Below are 25,670 nucleotides of genomic sequence, written 5' to 3' on the forward strand. Positions count from 1 at the left end.
TGCAGAAGTGAAATGCTACTTTTTGTACTTTAATACTTCGGAACGTCCCTTTTTAAAAATTTTATTGCTAGCGTGTATGCCTTTTCTCAGTCGTTTCTGTTCCTCGAACGGCAATTCATGGGTTTCCTTGCAATCCAATGAACAACAATCGTTCATAGCTTCTGCACATTCCTGGCACTGAATAAAAAGAAGATGGCATGCCTCGTTTGCACAATTGACATGGGTATCGCATGGGTTTCCGCATTGGTGACACTTGGAAATAACATCTTCGGATATTCTTTCCCCCCTTCTATGATCAAACACAAAGTTCTTTCCTAAGAATTTATTCTCCAGATCTTTAGCTTTTACTTGTCGCGCGTATTCGATAATCCCGCCTTCTAACTGATACACATTTTTGAACCCTTTATGCTTGTAATAGGCACTTGCCTTTTCACATCGAATTCCACCGGTACAGTACATGACCAGTTTTTTGTCTTCTTTATGTTCTGAAAGGTCCTTTTCTATGATATCCAATGAATCCCTAAATGTATCCACATCCGGGGTTATGGCATTTTTAAAATGACCTATTTCGCTTTCATAATGGTTTCGCATGTCCACCAGAACAGTATCCGGATCTTCAATAAGTTCATTGAATTTTTCCGCTCCAACGTGCACGCCTTTATTGGTAACATCAAAAGTGTCATCATTCAATCCATCCGCAACGATTTTCTCACGAACCTTGACTTTTAGCTTCAAAAAAGACTTGTTGTCTTGTTCAATGGCGATGTTGAGCCGCACATTTTCCAAAAACGAAACACTGTCCAAATGTGCTTTGAATACTTCAAAATTCTCTGCAGGAACGGAGAGTTGGGCATTTACTCCTTCATTTGCCACATAAATTCTTCCAAGCACATCCAATTCATCCCAATGGATAAATAAGTGGTTTCTAAAAATTTCAGGATTTGCTATGTGCGCATATTTGTAGAAAGAGATAGTAAGTCGGTCTTTCCCGGCTTCTTCAATAAGTTTCTCCCTTTCCTTTGCACTTAATGTATTGTACAGTTGCATACTATACCAATTGTTTAAGTTTAAGAAATGTTGTTATACTAGCTGCAAAGGTAAAACTCTATCCTTAAAACAAAAAAGGCCTCTTTTATCAAGAGACCTTTCTAACCGATTAATCCTTTTTCATAGCGCGGATTTTCCCATTTTTGCCATTTGGCAACGAACTAATAAGAAAAGTCCGCTATTATTATTCGAGTTAGTACCCGTTAGATACCAACTTTTAAAAAGGTTGCGTCTGCTTTGCGGTATGAAGAAAGAAATGGTAATTTAGCCTTCCTAATTACGAGAACCATGAGCAACGAAAAAGAAGCAAAATTAAAAGCCTTAAAACTTACACTTGACAAATTGGACAAAACCTACGGAAAAGGTGCCGTTATGAAAATGGGGGATAGTGTAGTGGAAGATGTTGAAGTTATTCCTTCTGGATCTTTAGGATTGGATGTTGCTTTGGGCGTAAGTGGTTATCCAAGAGGTAGGGTCGTTGAAATTTATGGCCCAGAATCTTCTGGTAAAACAACCTTGACCTTGCATGCAATTGCAGAAGCTCAAAAAAACGGCGGTATTGCCGCTTTTATAGATGCAGAGCATGCATTTGACCGTTTTTATGCAAAAAATTTGGGCGTTGATATTGACAACCTTATCATTTCACAGCCAGATCATGGTGAGCAGGCATTAGAGATTGCCGATAACCTTATCAGGTCTGGGGCTATTGACATTGTTATCATCGATTCTGTTGCTGCGCTTACCCCAAAAAGTGAAATTGAGGGAGAAATGGGAGATTCAAAGATGGGGCTCCATGCTCGTTTAATGTCTCAGGCTTTAAGAAAGTTGACCTCTACCATTAGCAAAACAAACTGCACCGTAATTTTCATTAATCAACTAAGAGAAAAAATTGGGGTAATGTTTGGAAACCCTGAAACGACTACCGGTGGAAATGCCCTTAAATTTTATGCTTCCGTACGATTGGACATTAGAAGATCCACACAAATAAAAAATACGGATGGAGCTGTTCTTGGAAATAAAACCAGGGTTAAAGTAGTGAAGAACAAAGTTGCACCTCCTTTTAAAACTGCTGAATTTGACATTATGTATGGCGAAGGTATTTCCAAAGTTGGGGAAATCTTAGATTTGGGAGTCGCCTATGAAATTGTAAAGAAAAGCGGGTCTTGGTTTAGTTATGGTGATACAAAGTTGGGCCAAGGAAGAGATGCGGTAAAGGCCTTGCTTGCAGATAATCCAGAACTATCTGAAGAATTGGAAACCAAAATCAGGGAGGCAATCACAACTGTGAATTCATAAATTAATCTTTACTTTTTATCCGTTTAATCTGTAGGTTGTAGAAATCGCACGCAACCCTTGTATATACCGTTCATCTAGGGGTTAAAAAGATTTTATTGATGAAAAAGGTAATTTTAGTATTTATTCTTTTTGGAGCATGTTCCTTATTCACTTCGTGCAACTTGGATGATGATGGTCAAAATTTTCATTTTACAACACTTGATATAATTGAAGCCACGGTTCCTGAGTCGTTTGATTTGAATGAAACATATACCATAGAGGTAACTTATTTGCGTCCTAATAGCTGTACTTTTTTTGAAGGGTTTGACTTTTCCAAACCTGCAGAGACTGATAGAGATATTGTAGCAATAGGTTCAGTTCTTACAGATGATACGGCATGTACGCAAGCAACTGAAGAAGTTGTTGCAACATTTGAATTTAACGTGATTTTTACAGAGGACTATCATTTTCGATTTTTTTCAGGAATGGATGAAAATGACGATGCAACCTATATTGAGTATACTATTCCGGTGAACGTTCCAAACTAAAAATAGTTATAATCCAAAATTGACCAACATTTGGATCTTGAAGAACTGATACATAATTGTAAAAAGGGAAAAAGAAAGGCTCAAGCCGAACTATACCGGAAATATTCCGGTATTCTTTTCGGTATGTGCCTCAAGTATTCCCGTAATAAAACTGAAGCTGAAGACAGTCTTCACGACAGTTTTATGACGATTTTCAATAAAATAGATCAGTACAATTTTAATGGTTCTTTTGAAGGTTGGATCAAAAGGATTACCGTTAACACCGTACTTCAAAAATATAGAAAGGAGCAACATCTAAATGTGGTTTCCGAAAATATTGGCGAAGAAATGGATGTGGATATTGAAGAGACGGATATTAGTTTATCCACTTTGTTGGGATACATTCAGGAATTACCAAATAAATATAGATTAACATTTAACCTATATGTTTTGGACGGTTACAGCCATAAAGAAATAAGCGAAATGTTGGGGACATCCGCTGGTACTTCAAAATCAAATCTGGCCAGGGCCAAGATGATTTTAAGGGAAAAGATTATAAAAGAAAATATAAACATTGCTTAAATGACTTCACAATGGGGAAAAAGAATTTAGAGCAACTGTTCAAAGAAACTTTTAAGGAGTTTCATGAAGTTCCGGATGAAAAAGTCTGGAATTCCATTGAAGCCTCTTTGGACAAAAAGAAAAAGAAAAGAGTTGTGCCAATTTGGTGGCAACTGGGAGGGGTTGCCGCTTTATTGGCAATTCTATTTTATGTTATGAATCCATTTGAGGATACAGACAACAATGTTCCAATAATTGTCACGGAAACAGAAAACAATGAAACTATTTTTGATAAGGATAGTATTTCAGAGAGTTCTGAAACTCAAAAACTGACCGAAGCTACAACAAACGACAACAGAGATACCGTTGAAGGTTCAACTATGAACAATCAAGAAGACGCTCAAGGGTCTATAAATAGAAACCAAAGTATAAAACCTGAGGAACAAATTGTTTCTACCAACACATCAGAAACAAAAGAGAGTCTAGAAAGAAATGATGTTCGTTTTAATACTGTTGATAACTCAAATCAAAATATTGCTTCCGTAGATAGCGTGGCAATCAGAAAATCTGAAGTTGGGAATAATCAGCAAGATGTTACGGATGCTTTAAACAAAAATAAAGTCCAGACAATTGTTTCCTCAGAACAGAACGATAAAAAAGAGCCCCTTTTAACGGACAAGATTGATAATACTCCGTTACAACAAGAAAAAAGTCTGGGAAGCTTTTCAGAAAATGAGGCTATTGCCCAAAATAAGGAAGAGGAAAAAAACATAGTTGAAAAACAATCAATTTTTGATGTAATTAAGGAACAGGAAGAAGAAGCCATTGCACAGAATGGCACAAGCGGTAAATGGTCCGTTGGACCTTCCGTTGCCCCGGTGTATTTTAATGCAACTGGTGATGGCTCGCCAATACACTCCAATTTTGCTTCCAATTCAAAATCTGGAAATGTTAATTTAAGCTATGGCCTTACGGTTGCCTATAATTTAAATAAGAGACTTAAAGTGCGATCTGGTGTACACAAAGTTAATTACGGCTATGATACCAATGAAATTGTGTTCTCCTCATCCTTAGATGCTTCTACCAATGCTTTGATAGACAATATTGATTACAGTCAAACTTCTAGAAACTTGGTTGTACAAAGCAAGAATGAGCTACCACAATCTTTTGCAAATGATGCTTCACTTGAACTAAGTGCCTCCCAGACTCCTGAACTGGATGGAAAAATGGTACAGCAACTTGGCTATATAGAGGTTCCTTTAGAGCTTAATTATGCGCTAATAGACAAAAAATTTGGTGTGGATTTAATTGGTGGTGTTAGTTCTCTCTTTTTAGTGGATAATTCGGTTTTATTGGAATCAGAAGAATTAGTGACCGAAGTTGGTGAAGCCAATAATGCAAATTCGGTGAATTTTAGTACCAATGTTGGTGTGGGACTTAACTATGAATTCTCTTCAAAAGTTCAATTGAACTTGGAGCCTATTTTAAAATATCAATTAAACACATTTTCGGAAACAGCAGGTGAGTTTAGGCCATTTTCTGTTGGAGTATATAGTGGTATAAGTTTTAAGTTTTAGTATAAAGAAGTTGGTTAGGAAGATTGTCCCTTTAGACAATCATTTAAGCACCTCGTTTCGGCGAGGTGTTTTTGTTTTTAAAATTATCGTAAGAAATATCCCAACAGGGATTATTCGTTAATTTTAAAAAGTTTATGCCAAAGCCACTAAAGTTTATATTAATCTTACTGCTTCTAGTGCCACCCTTTTTAGGTTTTGGACAGGAACAAAGTGTTCTGGAAACGTTTGAAAAAGAAATTCCATTCCTTGTATTTAAAACACAAGATGCCACTCTGAATTTTCAGCAGGTTCTAGCCTCACCAGACCTATTTAAAAGTCCTAACGCTTTCAAAGAAAAAACACAGTCTGAAGATATCTATTGGATTCAGCTGGACTTTGAAAATCTACTCTCCAATGAAAGTGAAGCTAAAGACTTCTACCTAAAACTAAATATTTTCGACTATGGAAGTGTTTTTTATCAAATAGATGGCGCCACAACAGAAAAACCCATTGGACAGTTTGAGGAAAGTAATATCACCAAAAAAATAGGCACTTCTTATTACTATTCGTTCATAACTCTGAGTACCAAAAATCTTATCGAAGATCGTTATCTACTGATTAAGGCTCAGCGCATAACCTTCAATGAGGATGTAAATAACTGGCATTTTAAGCGTTGTATATCTCCTCCCAATGAATACATGACCACAAAAGACTTTTTTAAACAAGTTATCTATTACTTTTTTGCAGGGCTTTGTTTCATTATGTGGTTTTCCACACTCTCATTCTTTCTACTGTTAAGAAATCGAGAATACCTCTATTATTCCATATATATTGTGGTAACTTTTATTTACCTCGCTGGAAATAAATTTGGGATTTATGATTTGTTTCTCGGCAATAGTTATCTGAAACATAATCTTTCGCAAAGTTTCCTAATATTGGGTAACTTGAGTTATGTTCTCTTTGTTATGAGTTATTTACGAACTAAAAGAGACTATCCTGGAATTCATAAAGTGTGCAAAATCCTTGTTGTTTTAAATATTGCCACCCTTGTTTTAATTGGTGTTTTTTATTCAGTCGATACAGTATCAATCGTCATGTATTCCTACGAGTTCACATGCGCCATCGCTTTAATCGCCATAATATATTTGTTTTTAACAAGTAAAAATCTTTTGGGTCGCATTATTGCTTTAGCTTCTTTTGCGTATTCAATGGGTCCCTTGTTACGTATTTATTTTGTGGAACCCGAGGATGGACTATATCTGGACGGCACCTATTATTTAATCCTAGGAGTGTCTTTGGAAATGGTGATTTTTGTTTTTGGATTAAATTATAAGTTCCATTTGGAATTGCGAGAGAACTTTCAGTTGCAACAAGAGGCGTTTGTGAGTAAGACGAAAGCGCTACGCGCCCAGATCAATCCACATTTTATCTTTAATTCTTTGAGTTCCATAAAGCATTTGGTGCTACAGAAGGACAACAAAAATGCCGTAAAATATCTTTCCAAGTTCGGTCGATTGTCACGCAATATTCTGGAGAGCTCCATAGGGACCAATGCAACGCTTTCAGAAGAGGTCAAAATGCTTGAGGATTATCTTGAGTTAGAATCCTTGAGATTTGACAATGCTTTTTCCTATTCTATAAAAGTTGATGACACCTTAAATACCAGTATAATTGAGCTCCCTTCCATGATTCTCCAACCTTTTGTTGAGAATGCCATTGTTCATGGATTGTTGCCCAAAGAAGGTACTGATAAAAAGCTTTCCATAAATTTTATGCTCGATGGTAATGAGCTCGTGTCCGTAGTTGAGGACAATGGTGTTGGCAGAAAACAAGCAATACAAAGAAAGCATATTTATCAAAAGGAAAAAAAATCAAGAGGATTGGAGATTACCAAATTACGCCTGGAATCAATTGTCAATGATCAAGATTATCTTCAAATCATAGATAAGGTAGATAACAACAATGCCCCCTTGGGCACTAAGGTAGTTATTAAGATTCCGCTTTAAACTTTTGTGGTTTCAAGCTCTTTTAAAATAACTTCACGAACCTCTTCGCGCAATGTCGATTTATCTTCCTCTCCCAAAATACCAGCCTCAAAAAAACTGTGGACTTTTGCTCTTATGCTACCGGGACCACCGCTTAAAAATGTGAAGGAAAATCGTTTTTTGTTATCATAAAAGGTAATCGGAACAATCGGAATTTTATGCGCTATCGCCATTTTAAAGGCGCCGTCCTTAAATTCATCCAAAGCAATATGTTCTTCAGGTACTCCGCCTTCTGGAAAAATACAAATACTTAATCCTTGATCTAATCTTCTTTGTGCCCTTCTATATACGCCTGTCCTGCTTTTAATGTTATCCCGGTCTACCAAAATACAAACTCGCTTATAGAAAAATCCAAACACAGGAATCTTCACCAATTCTTTTTTGCCCACGAATACAAAAGGGTTTTTGCTTACCACCAACATCAGCATAATATCCAACATACTTGTATGGTTAGCAACCAACATATAGCTTTTTCCTTTTTCCATAGACTGTTCTGTTGTAATTTTTGGAAAACAACCCATACCATAAAGTATAGTTCTCGCCCATATATTTCGTGCCAGCCAAAAAAACTCTTTATAGGTCTTTTCAGAAAGTGTGGTCAATACCAAAAAAGGAAAGAAGACAACTATTGGAAGTGCCACAAGCACATAAAACCAAATTCTATACAAGACATGTCCTATATTTCTCAAAATTGGAAGCATGAGCCAAAAGTAGAATTTTTGAATATCTTTATTGGAATAACCTTAAAAACTTAATTATGGGATTAGTATATGCCTTATTGATTGGTGCATTAGCGGGTTGGCTAGCTGGCAAAATAATGAAGGGTGGTGGTTTTGGCGCACTATTGAACATTATTTTAGGGATTGTTGGAGGCATAGTGGGTAATTGGCTCTTTGGCACCTTGGGGGTTCATATTGGCTCTGGAATTGTGGGTGACCTTATAACTGGAGTTATTGGGGCGGTAGTAATACTTTTTGTTGCTGGCCTCTTTAAAAAATAACATTTATTTACGTTTATTTTATCAGCGCACAAGCCACTTTTTTTATCCCTTTTGGATTGTTACTTTTACGCCTTAAAAATTAAGTATGTCCAGAATTTTAACCGGAATTCAAAGTACAGGCACTCCTCACCTAGGAAATATTTTAGGGGCAATAATGCCAGCCATTCAAATGGCACAAGACCCACAAAACGAGTCTTTCCTTTTTATTGCGGATATGCATTCCCTCACCCAAATAAAAAACGGAGAAGAACTTAGACAAAACACTTATGCAACCGCTGCAACCTGGTTGGCCTTTGGCCTGGATGTTGAAAAAACCGTTTTCTACAGGCAAAGTGATGTGCCTCAGGTAACAGAACTTGCCTGGTACCTTAGCTGCTTTTTTCCGTATCAGCGACTTACATTGGCACATTCTTTTAAGGACAAAGCAAATCGATTGGAAGACGTAAACTCTGGACTTTTTTCCTATCCTATGTTAATGGCTGCAGATATTCTCCTGTATGATGCCAATATTGTTCCCGTAGGGAAAGATCAATTACAGCATCTGGAAATGACAAGAGACGTGGCTTCGCGATTCCATAGTCAATTGGGAGAAACTTTTGTGCTTCCCGAAGCTAAGGTGCAAGAAGAAACCATGTACATTCCAGGTACTGATGGAGAAAAAATGAGCAAGAGTAAGGGAAATCTCATCAACCTATTTCAACCAGATAAAAAGTTGCGCAAACAAATTATGGGAATTGTTACTGACAGCACACCCATGGAAGAACCCAAAGACCCTACCTCCGACAACGTATTTGCCCTTTATAAAATACTGGCGCAACATGACCAAATTGAGGAGATGAGTGCCAATTATTTAGCTGGAAATTATGGATATGGCCATGCCAAACAGGCGCTTTACGAAGTTATCCTAAACAAGTTTGAAGAGCCACGGGAAAAATTTGAATACTACATGAACCATCTTAATGAAGTTGATGAAATTCTTGCTATTGGTGCTGAAAAAGCCAAAAAAGTTGCTGAGAAGGTTTTAGAGCGTGTCCGTGAGAAGTTAGGATACTAGATATTTACTTTATAAAAAGTTATATTTTGTACTTCAACGTTAAAGTTTTTTCAAATATATTCTAAACAACATATCTTACAGTCTATCTTCAACATATGCAAATGAAGAAAAAGACGGTATTTGTTATAGCGATTTTTTTGCTGTTTCGACTTGCACAAACCAGCGCCCAAGAAAATCAAATTTTCCAAAACGTAATTAGTAAACTAGCCTCTTACACCAATAAGCATAGTCCCGAAAAAACATATATACATACAGATAAGGAATTCTATACCAACGGAGAGACCATCTGGTTCAAAGTATATCTGGTTGATGGTATTGCCCATACGCCAAGTAAAAAAAGTAAGGTAATTTATGTTGATCTCTTAAATCTACAGGATAGTATTGTTGCTCAGAGAAAACTATACGTAGATTATGGTTTTGGCACACACGGAGATATCGAAATACCGGAAACTGCTGATCAAGGCACTTATAGATTACGTTCCTACACTACATATATGTTGAACGAAAAAGAGCCTTTTTTCTTTTCAAAAGAAATCCATATTTGGGCACAACAAACAAATGATGATGAGCCTTTTGTAACTGTAGACACTTTAGCACAAGAAAGCATATCTAACATAAAACATCAAAGGCCCACTATTCAATTTTTTCCGGAAGGAGGAAATCTTGTAAATGGAATACTGAACAAGCTAGGGATAAAAGTCACCAATACTCAAGGAATAGGCATATCCCTTGAAGGAAGTATTGTTGATCAAGACAACAATATGGTTTCCCCTTTCAAGACCTTTGATCACGGTTTGGGTACAGCTTTATATAAACCAGAACCTGGAAAGTCCTATTATGCCAGCATTTTAATTAATGGCAATGAAGAAAAGTATGCTATGCCACTTCCTTTGAAAAAAGGATATGTGTTAAACGCAAACAACAATGGAGAATCTGTTACCCTCAGGGTGGCTACAAACCATAAAAGTGGTTTACTGGGGACTTTACTTGTTGGTCATATGCGCGGATATACTTTTTTTAACCGCATTGAAAAATCCAATGACACAAAGTATTCCGTTAGATTATTTACCAAAGACCTGGGCAATGGAGTAGCACATTTTACCCTATTTACAGCTGAAGGTGAGCCTGTTTGTGAAAGATTGATTTTTGTTGATGGCGAGAACGGAAAAGCCGCTCTTTCAACAAAAACGGATGCCAAAAAATATGAAAAAAGAGACAAGGTATCCGTGGAAATAGCACTCAATGACTTAAAAAACAGCCCATTGAGCGGAAGCCTCTCGTCAAGTATAATTAAGACCCCCAACAAGACTAAAAAAAATTCCAACATTGTAAGTTGGTTACTGTTGAATTCAGATATTGGCATGACCGGTTTTGATCCTGACCTTTTCTTGGAAGATGATAGTTACACCAAAAATCATCTTCTAGATATGTTGATGCTAACACATGGCTGGCGTAGGTTTATTTGGAAAGATTTCTTGAACAGCAAGGTTAACAAACAGCTGGCTTTTGAACCTGAAAAAGGAATCATGATAAGAGGCCAAACCACTAGTTTTAGAAATAAATACAGCCCCAAGACCTCTTGGGTTACCCTAAGTACTTTAGATCCTTTTGTGTATCAGGAGAAAAAGCCCACAAATTTCCAGGGCAATTTTAGCTTTGGTCCTTTTGCTTTCCAAGATACCATACAGGCTTTTGTGAAAGCTGTCCCTGTAAGTGAATCAAAAAAAATAAGGGACAATGAACTAGCCATTCATGCTGATGACTTTTTGCTTAAAGTGCCAATTGAAAATCAAAAACCCCTAGTACATGAAACTATAAGGTTTGACTTTCCAAAAGCATATAAAGAACTGGCTTACAACAGGGAATTGAACGATTTTAAGTATAATCCAAAAGTAACCCAGCTTAAGGAAGTAACTGTAAAAGCTAAAAAAAAGACCCGTGAAGAAATTATTGATGAACAGATAAATAAAATTGCAATTTATGGAACTCCTGATAATCGTGTTTTCGCAGATTCTATTATGGGTTCGGCGGCATTAGGCGTATTTGATTTGCTAAGGAACATTGCAGGAGTACAGGTCGTTGGTTCGTACCCAGATCAAAACGTTCGGATTAGGGGAGCTGCAAGCTTCAGTTCATCTCCCTCTCCATTATTTCTTTTGGATGGTATTGAAGTTGATGTTGGATTTGTCGGTGCTATGCTAGCTATAGAAGTAGAGCTTATAGATGTGTTAAAGGGCCCTAGCGCTGCCATTTATGGATCTCGTGCTGCTAATGGTGTAATTGCTATCTATTCAAAAGGTACAATCTGGATAGATAATAATAAACGGCAACCTTCACCTGGAATAGCTACCTTTAAAGTAGATGGTTTTTATAAGGTGCGGGAATTTTATAGTCCAAATTACGATGTTCCAAAACCAAAGCATGAACAGGGAGATTATAGGACCACTTTACATTGGCAACCTAATATTGATGTAGATACCAATGGAAAATCAAATTTTAGTTTTTTTACCAATGATGTTCCAGGTGAATATCTGATAAAAGTTGAGGGGATAACTTTGGATGGCAGACCAGTTAGTGCTGTACAGCATTTTGAAGTGGATTGATCGCGAAAATACTATATAGCTTCAAACATCTTTCCTGGCAATGGACGCACCAATCCCTTCATTTCCATATTAAAAAGTGTTGATGAAACCTTGAAAACAGGAATTTTGCACTCCAAAGCAATCAAATCCAATAGTTGTTTTCCAGTAGATTGCAGATAGTGATAGATAGATTGTTCCGTTTCATCCAATTCTGCAAACAACTTTTTTTGCACACTGGGTCTTTTGGCGTTCTCCTCCAATTCCCATCCCAAATTATAGATGAGTTCTGCTGCAGAGGTCAATATATGTGCCTTTTGGTATTTGATCAAATCATTGCACCCTTTACTGAATTTATCCGTAGATCTTCCTGGAACTGCAAAGACTTCGCGGTTATATCCATTTGCCAAATCGGCAGTGACCAAACTGCCTCCTTTTTCTGCTGATTCCACTACTACAGTAGCTTCGCTCAATCCAGCAATGATTCTATTTCGTTTTAGAAAATTCTCTCGGTCAGGACTACTTGTGCTCCAAAATTCCGTAAAAAACCCTCCATTTTTTTCTATGGTAGAAACATATTTCTTATGTGCTTTGGGGTAAATCTGGTTTAACCCATGAGCCAAGCAACCTATGGTTTGTAATCCTTTTTCCATAGCTGCTTTTTGAATTGCTATGTCCACGCCATAGGCAAAACCACTCACTATAATGGGGTTTAAAGGGGCTATTTCTTCAATAAAGGACTCACAGAAATCAACACCATAACCTGTAACGTTGCGTGTACCCACAACACTGATGATTTTTCGGTTTTTTAAATCAATATTCCCGCTTTTAAAAAGTAATATTGGCCGATCTGCACAGTGTTTCAAGTATTCAGGATAATCTTCATCTGTGAAATATGAAAATGCAATCTTTTCCTTGAGAAGATAGTTGTACTCTGCCTCAGCTTCATCAATATAGTTGGCATTATGAAATCCTTTAAGGGTTAGGATGCCAATGCCGTCAATTTTTAAGAGATGGTGTATTTTATCCTCAAAAACTGCTGTTGGACTGCCACAATGGGCAATCATTCTCTTTGCTAGTACATTGCCAATATTTGGAATTGCCTGTAGCCGAAGTGCGGCTATTATTTCACTTTCAGTCATGTAGTAAATAGGTTAAGTTGTTCACAAATTACAAAATTTCAAATGTTAATAAAAAGTGATGAGGTCTATTTTGTGCTCTACCTTTTTTTATAATATTTGTGCAAATGCGGATTGACTCTTACATAGAAGAACTTTTATACGATTATAACTGTGTTGTTGTCCCTGGTTTTGGGGCATTTTTGGCACATGGGAAATCAGCGGAGTTTGATGCGAAGACCAACACATTGGTTCCTCCTACCAAAACAGTTTCCTTTAATGCCCAATTATCCAAGAACGATGGTCTTTTAGTTTCCCACATTGCTAAAGTAAAGCACTTGGGATACGAAGAATTGTTACAAGAGGTGGAAAACGAGGGTGAACTATGGAACAAAAAACTGAATCAAGGTGAGAGTATTGAACTTTACGGTGTTGGTAAGCTTTGGTTGAATGAAAATCAAAAAATTCAATTCCAGCCAGAAAACAAAATCAACTACCTAACCTCTTCCTTTGGTTTGTCGGCATTTACCGCCACTCCTATTCAACGTGAAGTTTTGAAAGAGGAGGTTGAAGAATTGGAGGAAAAGATTCCGTTTATTATCACTCCTGAGAAAAGAGAAGAATCTTCTTTTAGACCTTGGTTAAAATATGCAGCTGTTTTATTGATTTCCTTATCATTGGGTGTTACTTCGTACAATACGTATACTGATTTTCAACAAAAACAAATAGCAGCACAACAGGATGCCCAACAGGAAATTTCCCGCCATATACAAGAAGCTACTTTTTTTGAAAGTGCTCCACTGGAACTTCCCTCAATCAACATTAAAGTAAATAAAAAGCAGCTAGGAAAACATCATGTTATTGCAGGTGCTTTTAGAATTGAAAAAAATGCCGAAAAGAAGGTAAGACTTCTTAAGGAAAAGGGATATAATGCATTTTATTTAGGAACAAATAAGTTTGGCCTTCACCAAGTTGCTTATGATAGTTTTGAAAACCCTAAGGAAGCCCTAAGCTACTTAAGAAAAATTAAACGAACCGTTTCTGCGGATGCTTGGTTGTTGTCTGAGAAATAGTTATTGTTTCTTTAAATCCATAGTTCACTTCAATATCTTTGCCCAAAAGAACAAGGCATGCGTCCAAAAACTCCTAATGATTCTCGTACGTTGATGACCGATATGGTTTTACCCAGCGAGACCAATCCTTTAAACAATCTTTTTGGCGGTGAACTTTTGGCCAGGATGGATCGTGCAGCCAGTATTGCTGCAAGAAGACATAGCCGAAGAATAACGGTTACGGCATCGGTAAACCATGTTGCATTCAACCGTTCAGTCCCCTTAGGAAGTGTAGTGACCGTTGAGGCAGCTGTTTCAAGGGCATTTAAAACATCAATGGAAATATTTATTGATGTGTGGATGGAAGACCGCTTTACCGGGGAACGTACCAAGGCCAATGAGGCTATTTATACTTTTGTTGCTGTTGACGATACCGGAATCCCAACTGAAGTTCCACCGCTACAACCGGAAACAGATTTGGAAAAGGAACGTTTTGCCGCTGCCCTTAGAAGAAAACAACTGAGTTTGGTCCTGGCGGGAAAAATGAAACCTTCAGACGCTACAGAGCTTAGGGCCTTGTTTACGTCCTAAATCCTAGAAATCAAAATTGTCAGGATCGGGACCAAATCTTTGCCCCTTGTCTAGACTATCCAGTAGTTGAACATCTTCTGGTGTCAATTCAAAGTCAAAAATAGTGGCGTTGGAAATAATTCGCTCTTTCTTAACAGATTTAGGAATAGTGACCACCCCTTTTTGAAGGTCCCAATGTAAAACAATTTGGGCTACCGTCTTATCATATTTATTTGCCAAATCCTTTAGAACATCCAAATCAAAGATTTTCCCCTGCATCATTGGCGACCAAGCTTCATATTGAATTCCTTTTTGATTGCAAAAATCAACCAATTCCTGCTGCACCAGATACGGATGAAATTCCATTTGATTCACCATGGGCACTATATCGGCTTCGGTCAATAAATCCTCTATGTGATGTTGCAGAAAATTACTTACTCCAATAGAACGAACCCTTTTTTCATTGTAAAGACGTTCCATTGCCCTCCATGTCTCCTTAGATCTGTCTCCCTTTGGCCAATGAATCAAATAAAGGTCCAGATAATCCATTCCCAACCGCTCCAAGCTATCATCAAACGCTTTTAACGTAGTATCGTATCCTTGATCACTATTCCATACCTTACTTACAACAAAAACGTCTTTTCTTTCTATATTGCTTTCCTCGACTCCTATCCCTACTCCTTTTTCGTTATTATAAATTGATGCTGTATCAATATGTCTATAACCATGGTTCAATGCCTCCTTTACAGCATTGGTTACTTCATTGCCGTCTTTTGATAAATAAACTCCTAGGCCAAAATATGGCATTTGAACCCCATTGTGTAGTTCAAATGTTCCCTGTAAATCCGTTATTTTCTTCATATGCTACAATTGATATATCCAATCCTCTGGGTTTAACCGATTGGAATCTTGATAAAGATAAAACTTCAACTTTGTTGTACCATCAAACCGATTGGTATTAATGTCGCCAAGTACTTCTTTTACCACTACTTTATCTCCTTTCTTTACATATACATTTGATAAGTTGTAATACGTACTTATATAATTTCCATGTTTTATCGTAACTCCTCTACTCCCACCAGGAACAGATATTATTGCGATAACTTCTCCTTCAAAAATGGCCCTTGCTTTACTTCCCTGATCAGTAGCTATGGTAACGCCGTTGTTTCTATGTTTTATCCCAGGGTATAACTTATCACTGTAAACCCCATATCCTTGGCTTTTTACACCTTTCTCAACAGGCCAGATAAGTTTTCCTTTATTGGCAGAAAAGTTATTGGCCACCAACTTGGCTTCTGGAGTCAAAACAAATTTTGTGCTACTAGATTTTCCCGCTTTTTTGTTTGTGCTAACAATCGCGCTTTTAATAAGTCGTTCAATTGCTCTATCTATTTTACGGGCCTCCTTTTGCTTTTGCGCAATGGCGGCAGTGTACTTAGTTTCATTTTGTCGTATACTTCGTAACAAGTTCTTTTGCGATTCTATTTCATTGAACAGATTAGCCTTGACCTTTTTATTTTCTGCCAATAATTGCTCCTTAGTTTTCCGTTGTAAGACCAAATCCCTATTGAGAGTGGCCAACTCATCAGCCTTTTTAATGATATCTTCCCCTTGCTTCTTTCTATGCTTGGCATATTGCTCCATATATTGAAGTCGCTTAAAAGCTTGAAAAAAGTTTTCAGCAGACAACAGAAACATTAGCCTATTGCTTTGCGACTTATTCTGATATGATTTTTGGATAAGATTGGCATAATCATCTCGTAAAATCTTCAGGTCTTCACGAAGCTTACTTATACTTCTGATGTTCACATTAATTTGTCTGTTGAGCAAATTGGATTGTTGGTTTGTTACCCGAATAAGCTCCTGTCTTACATTGATTCTTTTATCCAAGGCTTCCATTTGGTCCAAAACATTGCCCTTTTCCTTCTTCTCGGCAAAGAGCAATCTATTGATTTCCTTTATTTCCTTTTGTAATCGTTCCCGTTTTGCTTCCAACGCTTTTTGCTCGCTGGTTTGTGCCAGGGTTGATGTAGAAAAAAAACAAATAAAAATCAGTAAATGAATGCAATATGAAATTTTATTTAACATATTACTTTAATATAATTTCATTATACCCTTTTGGAACTTTATATGGAAAATTCAAAGATTTATCCAGTTCCATGTTTTTAAAACTTAAATCTATAGTTGTTCTATCTTGATTTTCTGCCGCAACAATCTGGATTTCATCTGGAAGTATCTTTCCTAAAATATCTTGATAGGTATATTTTGCTTGTAGTCGTCTGTCTTCTTCCGGTTGTGCAACTTCTTGTGAGGAAATTTTAAAGTTTTTGGGTTCCAACTGAAATAATATTTTAAACAGTTCCTTTGCTCTTTTCGGTTTTAATTGATAATCGCCTTCACTGATTGCAGAAGTGTATTTGTCCTCTCTCAAATCAAAAACTGCGTTGCCCAATAACAAATTTTGAACCTTTTCAAAATCAAGCTCAGTTCTTAGTAGGTCGCTTAGATAGCTAAAATCTCCATCAAAATACTCTCCCTGTAACTTATTATAGAAAGACACCTTTTCCGGAGTAATATGTGCCTTAACCATCCCAAATGGGGCACTTATCCAAATTACTTTATTCTTCTCCATTCTAAGGCTGACATTCACTCCTTGGCTTTTTTCACCATCCGAGTAATCAATTTTTACCTTCCCGCTCAAAGTTTTAAAGTCAACCTGATTGGCATAATGGTTTTCTATAATCCGTTTTGCCGAAATTCCAGAATCAACTTCACCGCCAGATACAGCCTTTGTGCTTTTGCAAGAACTTAAAACCAGTGCCATTAAAAGCAAGGTGATGGATTGTCTTTGTATTTGAAATAACTGCATTACAGACCCGTTTTTATTTTGTTCAAATATTCATTTGCTTTTGGGGTATTGCCAATTGCCGAATATGCCTTTGATAGTTCACTGTATATTTTATTCATCAAATCATTATCATCAAACAAATAATCTAGAGAACTTTCTAAAACTTCAACCGCTTTTGTGGATTTTGAAGTTCTGTTGAGGGCTGTGCCATAGGCAAAATGAAAATAGGGTTGTAGCGGATAGGAATCCAACGCATCTTTTGAAGCTGATTCCATTCTCTTAAAATCTCCTTTTTCGAAGAGTTCTTCTATTTCCGATTTATATGCAACCAGAGGGTCACTATCTTCTCGTTGTTGTTTTTCATCTTGAGCAACAACAACTGTCTTCGTTTTATTGGTCTGTTGAATGGAGTCTTGGATTTTTAAAGTTAGTTCTTTAGCAAATTTAGAACCTTGTAGCCCTTCCAAAACAGCCAAAGCTTCATTATACTTTTCTTTTTTAAAAAAGAAAACGGCTAGATTCTCTTGAAACTTACTATTGGAAAAGGGAAGTTGTTCCTCCAGTACTTCAATAGATGTTCCCTGTTTTTCCGTAATGTTCAACAGTGTTTCCAAATACCAAAAATCTGTTGGTTTTGCGTTTATGGCATCTACGGCATATTGCTGCGCCTGAATATATTGCTTATCTAAAAAATATGCCTTGGCCAACTCATAATCTATTACGCTATTGAATGAATCCAATTGTTTGCATTCCAAAAAAAGGCTGATTGCCCTATCATAGTTTTGAATTCCCTTTTGTTTTAGTGCTTCAAAAAAGCGCTCCTGAAATTCATCCGTATACTCATCTAAAAAAACCTCAGCACTCTGCTCTTCCTCTTGGGCCCATGCCCAAAAAGAAAATAAAGAAGCAAGTATATATATGCCTATTCGTTTTTTCAATTCGCATCAGAATTTATGTGCTCGTCCAAGCATTTTTGATAGTTACTCCATAACGGAATAGTCACCGATGCTAATGGTCTCAAAATTACCATCAAAAACTACATGGTTACCTATCATCGCATTATCCAAATTAGCGTTTTTGATCACGCTATCACTTTGAATTAAGCTATTTTTAACGGTTGAATTTTCAATAACTGTTCCATCTCCAATAGATACATAAGGTCCTACGGTTGTGTTTTTAAGCACCACGTTTTCTCCAATAAAACAGGGTTCAATAATGTTTGTGTTTTCTTTTACAACAGAATTAGCAACCAATACTTCACCATCCTCTTCCAAAAACCCGAGCATTCGCTGATTTGTTTCCACGGTTACATTTTTGTTTCCGCAGTCCATCCACTCATCAACTTTTCCAGGGACAAATTTCATGCCCTTCTCCATCATCCGTTTTATACCATCATTTATTTGATACTCCCCTCCATTGATAATGTCATTATCCAAAACGTATTGCAATTCATTCTTAAGAACACCAACATCCTTGAAGTAATAAATACCGATAACCGCTAAATCCGACACAAACTCCTGTGGTTTTTCAACCAGCTCCACAATCTCATTCTGGTCGCTCAATTTTACAACTCCAAATGCCTCTGGCTTGTCCACTTGTTTCACCCAAATCACACTATCTGCAGATGTATCCAAATCAAAATCCGCTCGTATTAGCGTATCTGCATAAGCAATAACCGCAGGACCACTCAAAGAATCCTTAGCACTCATAATAGCATGGCCTGTGCCCAAAGGTTCATCTTGTCTATAAATTGATCCCTTAGCGCCTAGACTCTCTGCCAATTCCATAAGACTGTCTACAACTTCCTCTCCAAAAAAAGCAGGGTCCCCCAAAATAAATGCAACTTCTTCTATTTTCCCTCCCAACACTTTGGCAATATCACTAACTAATCTATGAACAATAGGTTTTCCCGCAACTGGAATCAATGGTTTTGGAACTGTCAATGTATGTGGTCTTAATCGGGATCCTCTTCCCGCCATGGGTACTATTATTTTCATGCAATCAGTTTAAAGTTGTAAGTGTTCAGTTGTCAATAGTTTATAAAACGTAAAACTTATCTGGCTATTTCACGCCGGTACTCCCAAAACCTCCAGTTCCTCTATCTGTTTCAGAAAGAGAATCTACCTCGGTCCATTCCGCTCGTTCATGTTTTGCAATCACCATCTGGGCAATACGTTCCCCATTTTCAATAATAAAATCCTCTGAAGAAAGATTTGTCAAAATGACACCAACCTCCCCTCGATAATCGGCATCTACCGTTCCAGGTGCATTCAGTACGGTAATTCCTTTTTTGGCAGCCAGTCCACTTCGTGGTCTTACCTGAGCTTCATAACCAACAGGCAATTCTATAAAAATCCCTGTGGGGACAATTGCTCTTTCGAGTGACTTTAATGTAATGGGTTCGGTAATATTTGCCCTCAGATCCATGCCTGCAGAAGCAAGTGTTTCATAATGGGGCAATTGATGATTTGAGGTATTAATTATTTTAATTTTCACGCTTTAGAAATATGGTCTTTAACTTGTCTCCTTCCATTTTGTAAACTAGCATCAAAAATAGCAAAAGTAGCACCCCTCCTGCCATTAAATTTCGATTAAAAGCGTAAAAGGACAAGGCAGAAAACAAAATTGATATGGTTAGATAGAATACTATTTTCCGCATATTATAAGGAACCGGATAATATTTTCTTCCAAAATAATACGATAACAGCATCATGCTTGCGTAAGCGGCCAAGGTGGCCAGAGCAGAAGCCATATATCCTATTTTACGGATAAAGGCAATGTTAATTACCAATGTAATCAAAGCCCCAATTGAAGAAATATAGGCTCCAAACTTTGTTTGGTCCGTGATTTTATACCAAACAGACAGGTTATGATATATTCCCAAACATAGACTCCCCAATAATATAATAGGCACCACATCCAATGCTTCCCAATAGGTGGCATTTCGAATTAATAATTTTCCTAAAACATCTATGAACACCACTACTGCCAATAATATGATACTTCCCAATATCACAAAATAATTGGTGATTTGGGCATAGGTCTTCTGCGGTTTTTCGGTTTTAGCGTGACTAAAGAAAAAAGGCTCCACTCCCATTCTAAATGCTGTTCCAAATAAGGTCATGAATAGTGCTAGTTTGTAGCATGCTCCATATTTTCCCACTTCCGAGGCCGCTATATCTTGAGGCAATAGCTCTGTCAACAAAATCTTGTCCACAACCTCATTTATGGTAAATGCAATTCCCGCCACCATAATTGGTCCAGAATACTTGAGCATTTGCTTCCATAAACTTGAATCAAACTTATAGGAAACTTTAAAGTACGTAGGAAATAACAAGATTAGAGTAACTGCACTTGCAATGATATTGGAGATGAAGATATACTGTATCTCCCATCCCTCTTTATATATCGAATTTAAAACCCCTTCATTGGTATCTTGAACCACCTTTGGAAGAATAATCAGGAAAAAAACATTGAATCCAAGGTTAATGGCAACATTAATAGTTTTTAGAACTGCATATTTCATTGGTTTTTCCTGTGCTCTCAAAAGCGCAAAAGGAATGATTACCAATGCATCCAAAACCAAAATATAGGTGGTGAATTTTATATAGTCAACCTGAATATTGGTAACGTTTGCCAAGCCATCCTTTACCGCAAGGGCCAGAGTCAAAAAAAATAAAGAAGACCCCAATAAAGATATGAGGGACGTGGAAATAACAGACTTCTTGTCTTCTCTTTTATGATAAAACCGAAAAAAGGCGGTTTCCATTCCATACGCCAAGAAGACGTTGAAAATAGCAATCCATGCGTAAATGTTTACATACTGACCATAGCCAGATGCATTCTCAAAAACAGAAGTGTATAGCGGAAGTAAAAAGAACGAAATAACTCTTGGCAAAACAGTTGCCAGGCCGTATACAAATGTTTGCTTAAAAAGTTTTTTTAGTGGATTCAATGGGAATTCGCTCGTTTAGAAAACCATGGTTAACCTCAACGCAAGTTACACAAAACCCCTTACTTATCAGTTGGGCGCCCCTATTTGAATCTCCAATTAATACACCGAAGAAAATAATTTATATCTTTTAGGTGTAAACAATTACGCTCATGAAAATTATGACAAAGCAAATTTCCTTGACCATCCTAATTCTAATGGTGATTTCCTGCGGTGAAAAGAAGAAAAATGTAGATGCCGTTGTCCATGAAAAACCCAATATCATTTTTATAATGTCAGACGATCATGCATATCAGGCCATAAGCACCTATAGCAATCATTTGATTCAAACCCCAAATATTGATCGTATTGGCAAAGAAGGCATTGTATTTACCAATGCTTGTGTTTCCAATTCCATTTGCGCTCCATCACGAGCTACAATTTTAACCGGGAAGCATACACACATTAATGGTAAGGTGGACAATCAGATGCCTTTTGATACCACACAGGTGACCTTTCCCCAGATTTTTCAACAAGCTGGCTATCAAACCGCAATGTTTGGAAAACTGCACTTTGGAAACAATCCAAAAGGGGTAGATGATTTCATGATTTTACCTGGGCAGGGATCTTATATTAATCCCGATTTTATCACAAAAAATGGCGACACAACCCGAATTGAAGGTTATGTTACCGATGTTATAACGGACTTGACTTTGGATTGGTTGGACAAAAAAAGGGATACGTTAAAACCTTTTATGTTGATGTATCTGCACAAGGCTCCACATAGACCGTGGTGGCCCAGACCGGACAAGTTCAAGGAGTTTTTGGGAAAGAAATTTCCAGAACCTGCTTCTTTGTTCGATGATTACAAAAACAGGGGAACAGCAGCCAAGACCGCGGAAATGAATTTACTAAATGATATGATGTACAATCATGATAGCAAAATAAGACCGGCGGTTACCCAACGCATGAAAAATTTAGAGCCATTTGTGCGCGAATATGAGGGAGGGTTTCATAACCCCTATACAAATCGCGTCAATGAAGTTCAAAAAGCAGCTTACGAACCTATTTTGGACGAAATCAACAAAGATTTTGAGGAAAATTGGCCCTCGATGACAGATGAGGAGAAAATGAAATGGAAATACCAACGCTATATGCAGGACTATTTGGCCTGTATCTCTTCTGTGGATGATAATGTAGGGCATGTTTTGGACTATCTGGACGAAAGTAAATTATCGGATAACACTATGGTGGTGTATACATCAGATCAAGGTTTTTATTTGGGTGAACACGGGTGGTTTGATAAGCGTTTTATTTATGACGAATCTTTTAAAACTCCTCTTTTAGTACGATGGCCCAATAGAATCAAAGCAGGTATTACCAGTGAAGAGATGGTTCAAAACCTCGATTTTGCCCAGACTTTTTTGGAGGCTGCACAAATTGAAGCTCCAGAGGACATGCAAGGTGAGAGCTTAATGCCGCTGTTAACTTCCAACAACGGAGAATGGACAAGGGATGCTGTATATTACCATTATTACGAATATCCTGCAGTACATCAGGTAAAAAGGCATTACGGAATTGTCACCATTGATTATAAATTGGCGCATTTTTATTATGATGTGGATGAATGGGAACTGTATGATCGCAAAAAGGATTCCCAAGAAATGAACAATGTGTACAATGACCCTACGTATTCGGATATCGTTGTGGAACTGAAGAAAAAACTGGAAGAGCTGCGTGTGCAATACAAGGATTCTGATGAACTGAACCAAAAGTATATTGACATACATCACGCAAACAGTATTGATTCGCCTTTAAATAAAAAGGGATAGTTCAGTTCTCGACTCGCTCTAACTGACATTAAACAAAAAGCCACTTCCTTAGAAGTGGCTTTTTTGAATTCATTTATATAATAGGCAAGTTGTTCAATGTTTCTGCATTTTTAAATTTGACTTTGCTTATGCTACGCCTAATTGTTCAATGCCTCCGCACCACCAACAATTTCTAAAATCTCATTGGTAATAGCAGCCTGTCTTGCTTTGTTATAGGTCAACTTTAATTGATCTCTAAGTTCCGTAGCATTATCTGTTGCCTTGTGCATCGCCGTCATACGAGCACCATGCTCACTTGCGAAAGAATCCCTAATTGCTTTATACAATTGCGTTTTCAATGATTTTGGAATCAACTGTTCCACAATCTCAGGTTTGGATGGCTCAAAAATGTAATCTGAAGCGCCTGATGTATCTCCTTCAACAGGAACCAACGGCAAAAACTGTTCTGACATCACAATTTGTGTCGCCGCATTTTTGAATTTATTGTAAACCAACTCAATTCTATCATAATTCCCTTCAGTAAAATGGTCCATTAAACTCTGGGCAATTGCAGCTACATTGTCAAAAGTCAAATCATCAAAAACATTACTGTGATTTGCTATTACAGTACCCCTTTTTCCTAAAAGATCATTTCCTTTTTTTCCAATCGCCATAAAATCTACCTGCTTTCCAGCATAGGTGTCTTCAAGTAGCGATGTGGATTGTTTCATGATGTTGGAATTGAAAGCTCCACACAATCCCCTGTTGGATGTAATGGCCACAACCAATACTTTATTGATTGTCCGGTTATCGGTAAACTTACTTCCAGCATCACCATCTAAACTTGCACTAAGATTCTGCAATAACTCAGTAAGCTTATTTGCATAAGGACGCATTGCGGTAATAGCATCTTGGGCCTTTTTCAACTTTGCAGCAGAAACCATTTTCATGGCACTGGTAATCTGCATGGTCGAAGATACCGTAACTATCCTATTTCTTATTTCTTTTAGATTCGCCATTCTTTAATTAGTATTTAGTCTCTAGTATTTAGTCATGAGGTTTCTAATCTAAAAACCCCTTCTAAATACTGAATACTTTGTACTCAATACTCAGTACTAATTTCTATACTTTCCTGAAAGGTCTTTACAAACAGCGGTCAATGTATCCGTGACCTCATCTGTCAGTTTTCCAGCTTTTAAGGTATCCAATACATCCCTGTGCTTAGCATTCATGAACTCTATAAAGTCCCTTTCAAACTCTTTAATTTTGTCAACAGGAACATCTCTCAACAAGTTTTTAGACCCTGCGAAGATAATAGCTACCTGATCTTCTACTGTAAAAGGGTCGTTTTGCGCTTGTTTCAAAATCTCAACGTTTCTACGTCCTTTTTCAATTACATTTAAGGTAGCAGCATCCAAATCTGAACCGAACTTGGCAAAAGCTTCCAATTCACGGAACTGTGCTTGATCCAGTTTAAGTGTACCTGCTACTTTTTTCATGGACTTAATCTGAGCCGAACCACCTACACGCGATACGGAGATACCTACGTTAATTGCAGGTCTCACCCCTTGGTTAAATAAATCTTGTTCCAAGAATATCTGCCCGTCCGTAATGGAAATTACGTTTGTTGGAATATATGCCGATACGTCACCCGCTTGTGTTTCAATAATTGGAAGCGCGGTCAACGAACCTCCTCCTTTTACCATCGGTTTCAAGACATCGGGAAGGTCGTTCATCTCTTTTGCAATGGTGTCGTCGTTGATTACTTTTGCTGAACGCTCCAATAATCTTGAGTGCAAATAGAAAACGTCACCAGGATATGCCTCACGTCCTGGAGGTCTTCTTAATAGAAGGGAAACTTCACGGTAGGCAACTGCTTGTTTAGATAAATCATCATAAATGATCAAGGCGGGTCTACCGGTATCTCTAAAATATTCTCCAATAGAAGCACCTGCCATAGGAGCATAAACCTGCATTGGAGCAGGATCTGATGCATTTGCAGCAACTATAGTGGTATATGCCAAAGCACCTTTATCTTCCAATGTCTTAGCAATAGCTGCAACGGTAGAAGCTTTTTGACCTATGGCAACATAGATACAGTATACCGGTTCTCCAGCATCATAGAATTCTTTTTGATTTAGAATGGTATCGATACAAACTGTTGTTTTTCCAGTTTGACGGTCACCAATAACCAACTCACGTTGGCCTCTACCTACAGGAATCATGGCATCAACGGCTTTAATTCCAGTTTGCAATGGTTCGTTTACCGGCTGACGGTAGATTACACCGGGCGCTTTGCGCTCCAATGGCATTTCGTACGTATCTCCAGCAATTGGTCCTTTACCGTCAATTGGTACACCTAAGGTGTTTACTACACGACCAACGATTCCTTCACCAACATTAATGGATGCGATTCGTTGTGTTCTTTTAACTGTAGCGCCTTCCACAACTTCTCTGGACGGGCCTAATAATACAACACCAACATTATCTTCCTCCAAGTTCAAAACAATACCTTCCATACCGCCATCGAACTCCACTAACTCACCATATTGAGCGTTGGAAAGTCCATACACACGGGCAATACCATCACCTACTTGTAATACGGTACCTACTTCATCCAAAGAAGCGGTAGCTTCAAAACCTGATAATTGCTTTTTCAATATTGCTGATACTTCAGCTGCTTTTACTCCTGCCAT

Annotated in this window: 23 protein-coding genes; 11 read left to right on the plus strand and 12 right to left on the minus strand. The window is 37.6% G+C overall.

Features of this window, described 5'->3' with window-relative positions:
• Nucleotides 1-15: 15 nt before the first annotated feature.
• Entirely contained in the window at nt 16-1,047 is a 1,032-nt protein-coding gene (trhO, locus tag AAY42_RS12195) for an oxygen-dependent tRNA uridine(34) hydroxylase TrhO (protein WP_055395584.1), read from the minus strand.
• Nucleotides 1,048-1,335: 288 nt separating this feature from the next.
• On the opposite strand from trhO, the gene recA reads away from it, so the two are divergent.
• The 5 genes from recA (at nt 1,336) to AAY42_RS12220 (ending at nt 6,972) form a co-directional block, all read left to right on the plus strand.
• A complete protein-coding gene (recA, locus tag AAY42_RS12200; RefSeq protein WP_055395587.1) occupies nt 1,336-2,343 on the plus strand; it encodes a recombinase RecA in 1,008 nt (335 codons plus the stop codon).
• A gap of 98 nt (nt 2,344-2,441) precedes the next feature.
• Entirely contained in the window at nt 2,442-2,870 is a 429-nt protein-coding gene (locus tag AAY42_RS12205; protein WP_055395589.1) for a hypothetical protein, read from the plus strand.
• Between the two features lie 30 nt (nt 2,871-2,900).
• Nucleotides 2,901-3,431 (plus strand): RNA polymerase sigma factor, encoded by a 531-nt coding sequence (locus tag AAY42_RS12210; RefSeq protein WP_055395591.1) that lies wholly within the window; start codon nt 2,901-2,903, stop codon nt 3,429-3,431.
• An 11-nt stretch (nt 3,432-3,442) separates the two neighbouring features.
• Nucleotides 3,443-4,987, plus strand: a complete 1,545-nt coding sequence (locus tag AAY42_RS12215; protein ID WP_055395593.1) for an outer membrane beta-barrel protein — start codon at nt 3,443-3,445, stop codon at nt 4,985-4,987.
• 134 nt (nt 4,988-5,121) lie between these two features.
• Nucleotides 5,122-6,972, plus strand: coding sequence for a sensor histidine kinase (locus AAY42_RS12220; RefSeq protein ID WP_055395595.1), 1,851 nt, complete (start codon nt 5,122-5,124; stop codon nt 6,970-6,972).
• On the opposite strand, the gene AAY42_RS12225 is transcribed toward AAY42_RS12220, so the two are convergent.
• On the minus strand, nt 6,969-7,712 hold the full coding sequence (locus AAY42_RS12225; RefSeq protein WP_055395597.1) for a lysophospholipid acyltransferase family protein: 744 nt from the start codon (nt 7,710-7,712) through the stop codon (nt 6,969-6,971). The two genes, AAY42_RS12220 and AAY42_RS12225, sit on opposite strands and share 4 nt — an antisense overlap.
• A gap of 56 nt (nt 7,713-7,768) precedes the next feature.
• Here AAY42_RS12225 and AAY42_RS12230 point away from each other — a divergent pair, with 56 nt between their 5' ends.
• From AAY42_RS12230 to AAY42_RS12240, 3 genes are all read left to right on the plus strand, one after another.
• Nucleotides 7,769-8,011, plus strand: a complete 243-nt coding sequence (locus tag AAY42_RS12230; protein ID WP_055395599.1) for a GlsB/YeaQ/YmgE family stress response membrane protein — start codon at nt 7,769-7,771, stop codon at nt 8,009-8,011.
• Between the two features lie 85 nt (nt 8,012-8,096).
• Nucleotides 8,097-9,065 (plus strand): tryptophan--tRNA ligase, encoded by a 969-nt coding sequence (gene trpS / locus AAY42_RS12235; protein WP_055395602.1) that lies wholly within the window; start codon nt 8,097-8,099, stop codon nt 9,063-9,065.
• A 101-nt stretch (nt 9,066-9,166) separates the two neighbouring features.
• Nucleotides 9,167-11,668, plus strand: a complete 2,502-nt coding sequence (locus tag AAY42_RS12240; RefSeq protein ID WP_175288765.1) for a TonB-dependent receptor plug domain-containing protein — start codon at nt 9,167-9,169, stop codon at nt 11,666-11,668.
• An 11-nt stretch (nt 11,669-11,679) separates the two neighbouring features.
• Here the strand turns inward: AAY42_RS12240 and dprA are convergent, their stop codons facing one another.
• Nucleotides 11,680-12,786 (minus strand): DNA-processing protein DprA, encoded by a 1,107-nt coding sequence (gene dprA, locus AAY42_RS12245; RefSeq protein WP_055395607.1) that lies wholly within the window; start codon nt 12,784-12,786, stop codon nt 11,680-11,682.
• A 104-nt stretch (nt 12,787-12,890) separates the two neighbouring features.
• Between dprA and AAY42_RS12250 the strand changes: the two genes are divergently transcribed.
• Both AAY42_RS12250 and AAY42_RS12255 read left to right on the plus strand, forming a co-directional pair.
• Nucleotides 12,891-13,835 carry an HU domain-containing protein gene (locus tag AAY42_RS12250; RefSeq protein ID WP_055395610.1) on the plus strand — a complete coding sequence of 315 codons (945 nt, stop codon included), beginning with the start codon at nt 12,891-12,893 and terminating at the stop codon, nt 13,833-13,835.
• Between the two features lie 57 nt (nt 13,836-13,892).
• Nucleotides 13,893-14,405, plus strand: a complete 513-nt coding sequence (locus AAY42_RS12255; protein ID WP_055395611.1) for an acyl-CoA thioesterase — start codon at nt 13,893-13,895, stop codon at nt 14,403-14,405.
• A 3-nt stretch (nt 14,406-14,408) separates the two neighbouring features.
• Here AAY42_RS12255 and AAY42_RS12260 read toward each other — a convergent pair whose 3' ends face one another.
• The 7 genes from AAY42_RS12260 to AAY42_RS12290 all read right to left on the minus strand — a co-directional run bounded on the left by AAY42_RS12260 (nt 14,409) and on the right by AAY42_RS12290 (nt 21,187).
• Entirely contained in the window at nt 14,409-15,245 is an 837-nt protein-coding gene (locus tag AAY42_RS12260; RefSeq protein WP_055395615.1) for an aldo/keto reductase, read from the minus strand.
• A 3-nt stretch (nt 15,246-15,248) separates the two neighbouring features.
• A complete protein-coding gene (locus AAY42_RS12265) occupies nt 15,249-16,472 on the minus strand; it encodes a murein hydrolase activator EnvC family protein (protein ID WP_055395617.1) in 1,224 nt (407 codons plus the stop codon).
• A gap of 1 nt (nt 16,473) precedes the next feature.
• Entirely contained in the window at nt 16,474-17,253 is a 780-nt protein-coding gene (gene lolB1 / locus AAY42_RS12270) for a lipoprotein insertase outer membrane protein LolB1 (protein ID WP_055395619.1), read from the minus strand.
• A complete protein-coding gene (locus tag AAY42_RS12275) occupies nt 17,253-18,170 on the minus strand; it encodes a tetratricopeptide repeat protein (RefSeq protein ID WP_055395621.1) in 918 nt (305 codons plus the stop codon). The genes lolB1 and AAY42_RS12275 overlap by 1 nt, the downstream gene beginning before the upstream one ends.
• Before the next feature lie 42 nt (nt 18,171-18,212).
• Complete coding sequence (locus tag AAY42_RS12280; protein ID WP_055395623.1) at nt 18,213-19,229, minus strand: sugar phosphate nucleotidyltransferase; 1,017 nt, start codon at nt 19,227-19,229, stop codon at nt 18,213-18,215.
• Between the two features lie 64 nt (nt 19,230-19,293).
• On the minus strand, nt 19,294-19,728 hold the full coding sequence (dut, locus tag AAY42_RS12285; RefSeq protein ID WP_055395625.1) for a dUTP diphosphatase: 435 nt from the start codon (nt 19,726-19,728) through the stop codon (nt 19,294-19,296).
• The gene (locus AAY42_RS12290; RefSeq protein ID WP_055395627.1) at nt 19,718-21,187 is read right to left on the minus strand and encodes a lipopolysaccharide biosynthesis protein; all 1,470 of its coding nucleotides are present in this window, start codon (nt 21,185-21,187) and stop codon (nt 19,718-19,720) included. The genes dut and AAY42_RS12290 overlap by 11 nt, the downstream gene beginning before the upstream one ends.
• Nucleotides 21,188-21,336: 149 nt before the next feature.
• Between AAY42_RS12290 and AAY42_RS12295 the strand changes: the two genes are divergently transcribed.
• Nucleotides 21,337-22,995 carry a sulfatase family protein gene (locus AAY42_RS12295; RefSeq protein WP_055395629.1) on the plus strand — a complete coding sequence of 553 codons (1,659 nt, stop codon included), beginning with the start codon at nt 21,337-21,339 and terminating at the stop codon, nt 22,993-22,995.
• Nucleotides 22,996-23,132: 137 nt separating this feature from the next.
• Here the strand turns inward: AAY42_RS12295 and atpG are convergent, their stop codons facing one another.
• Nucleotides 23,133-23,993 carry an ATP synthase F1 subunit gamma gene (gene atpG / locus AAY42_RS12300; protein WP_055395631.1) on the minus strand — a complete coding sequence of 287 codons (861 nt, stop codon included), beginning with the start codon at nt 23,991-23,993 and terminating at the stop codon, nt 23,133-23,135.
• A gap of 96 nt (nt 23,994-24,089) precedes the next feature.
• The gene (gene atpA, locus AAY42_RS12305) at nt 24,090-25,670 is read right to left on the minus strand and encodes a F0F1 ATP synthase subunit alpha (protein ID WP_055395634.1); all 1,581 of its coding nucleotides are present in this window, start codon (nt 25,668-25,670) and stop codon (nt 24,090-24,092) included.

Origin of the sequence: Flagellimonas eckloniae (assembly GCF_001413955.1) — a bacterium.
Taxonomy (GTDB): Bacteria; Bacteroidota; Bacteroidia; order Flavobacteriales; family Flavobacteriaceae; genus Flagellimonas; species Flagellimonas eckloniae.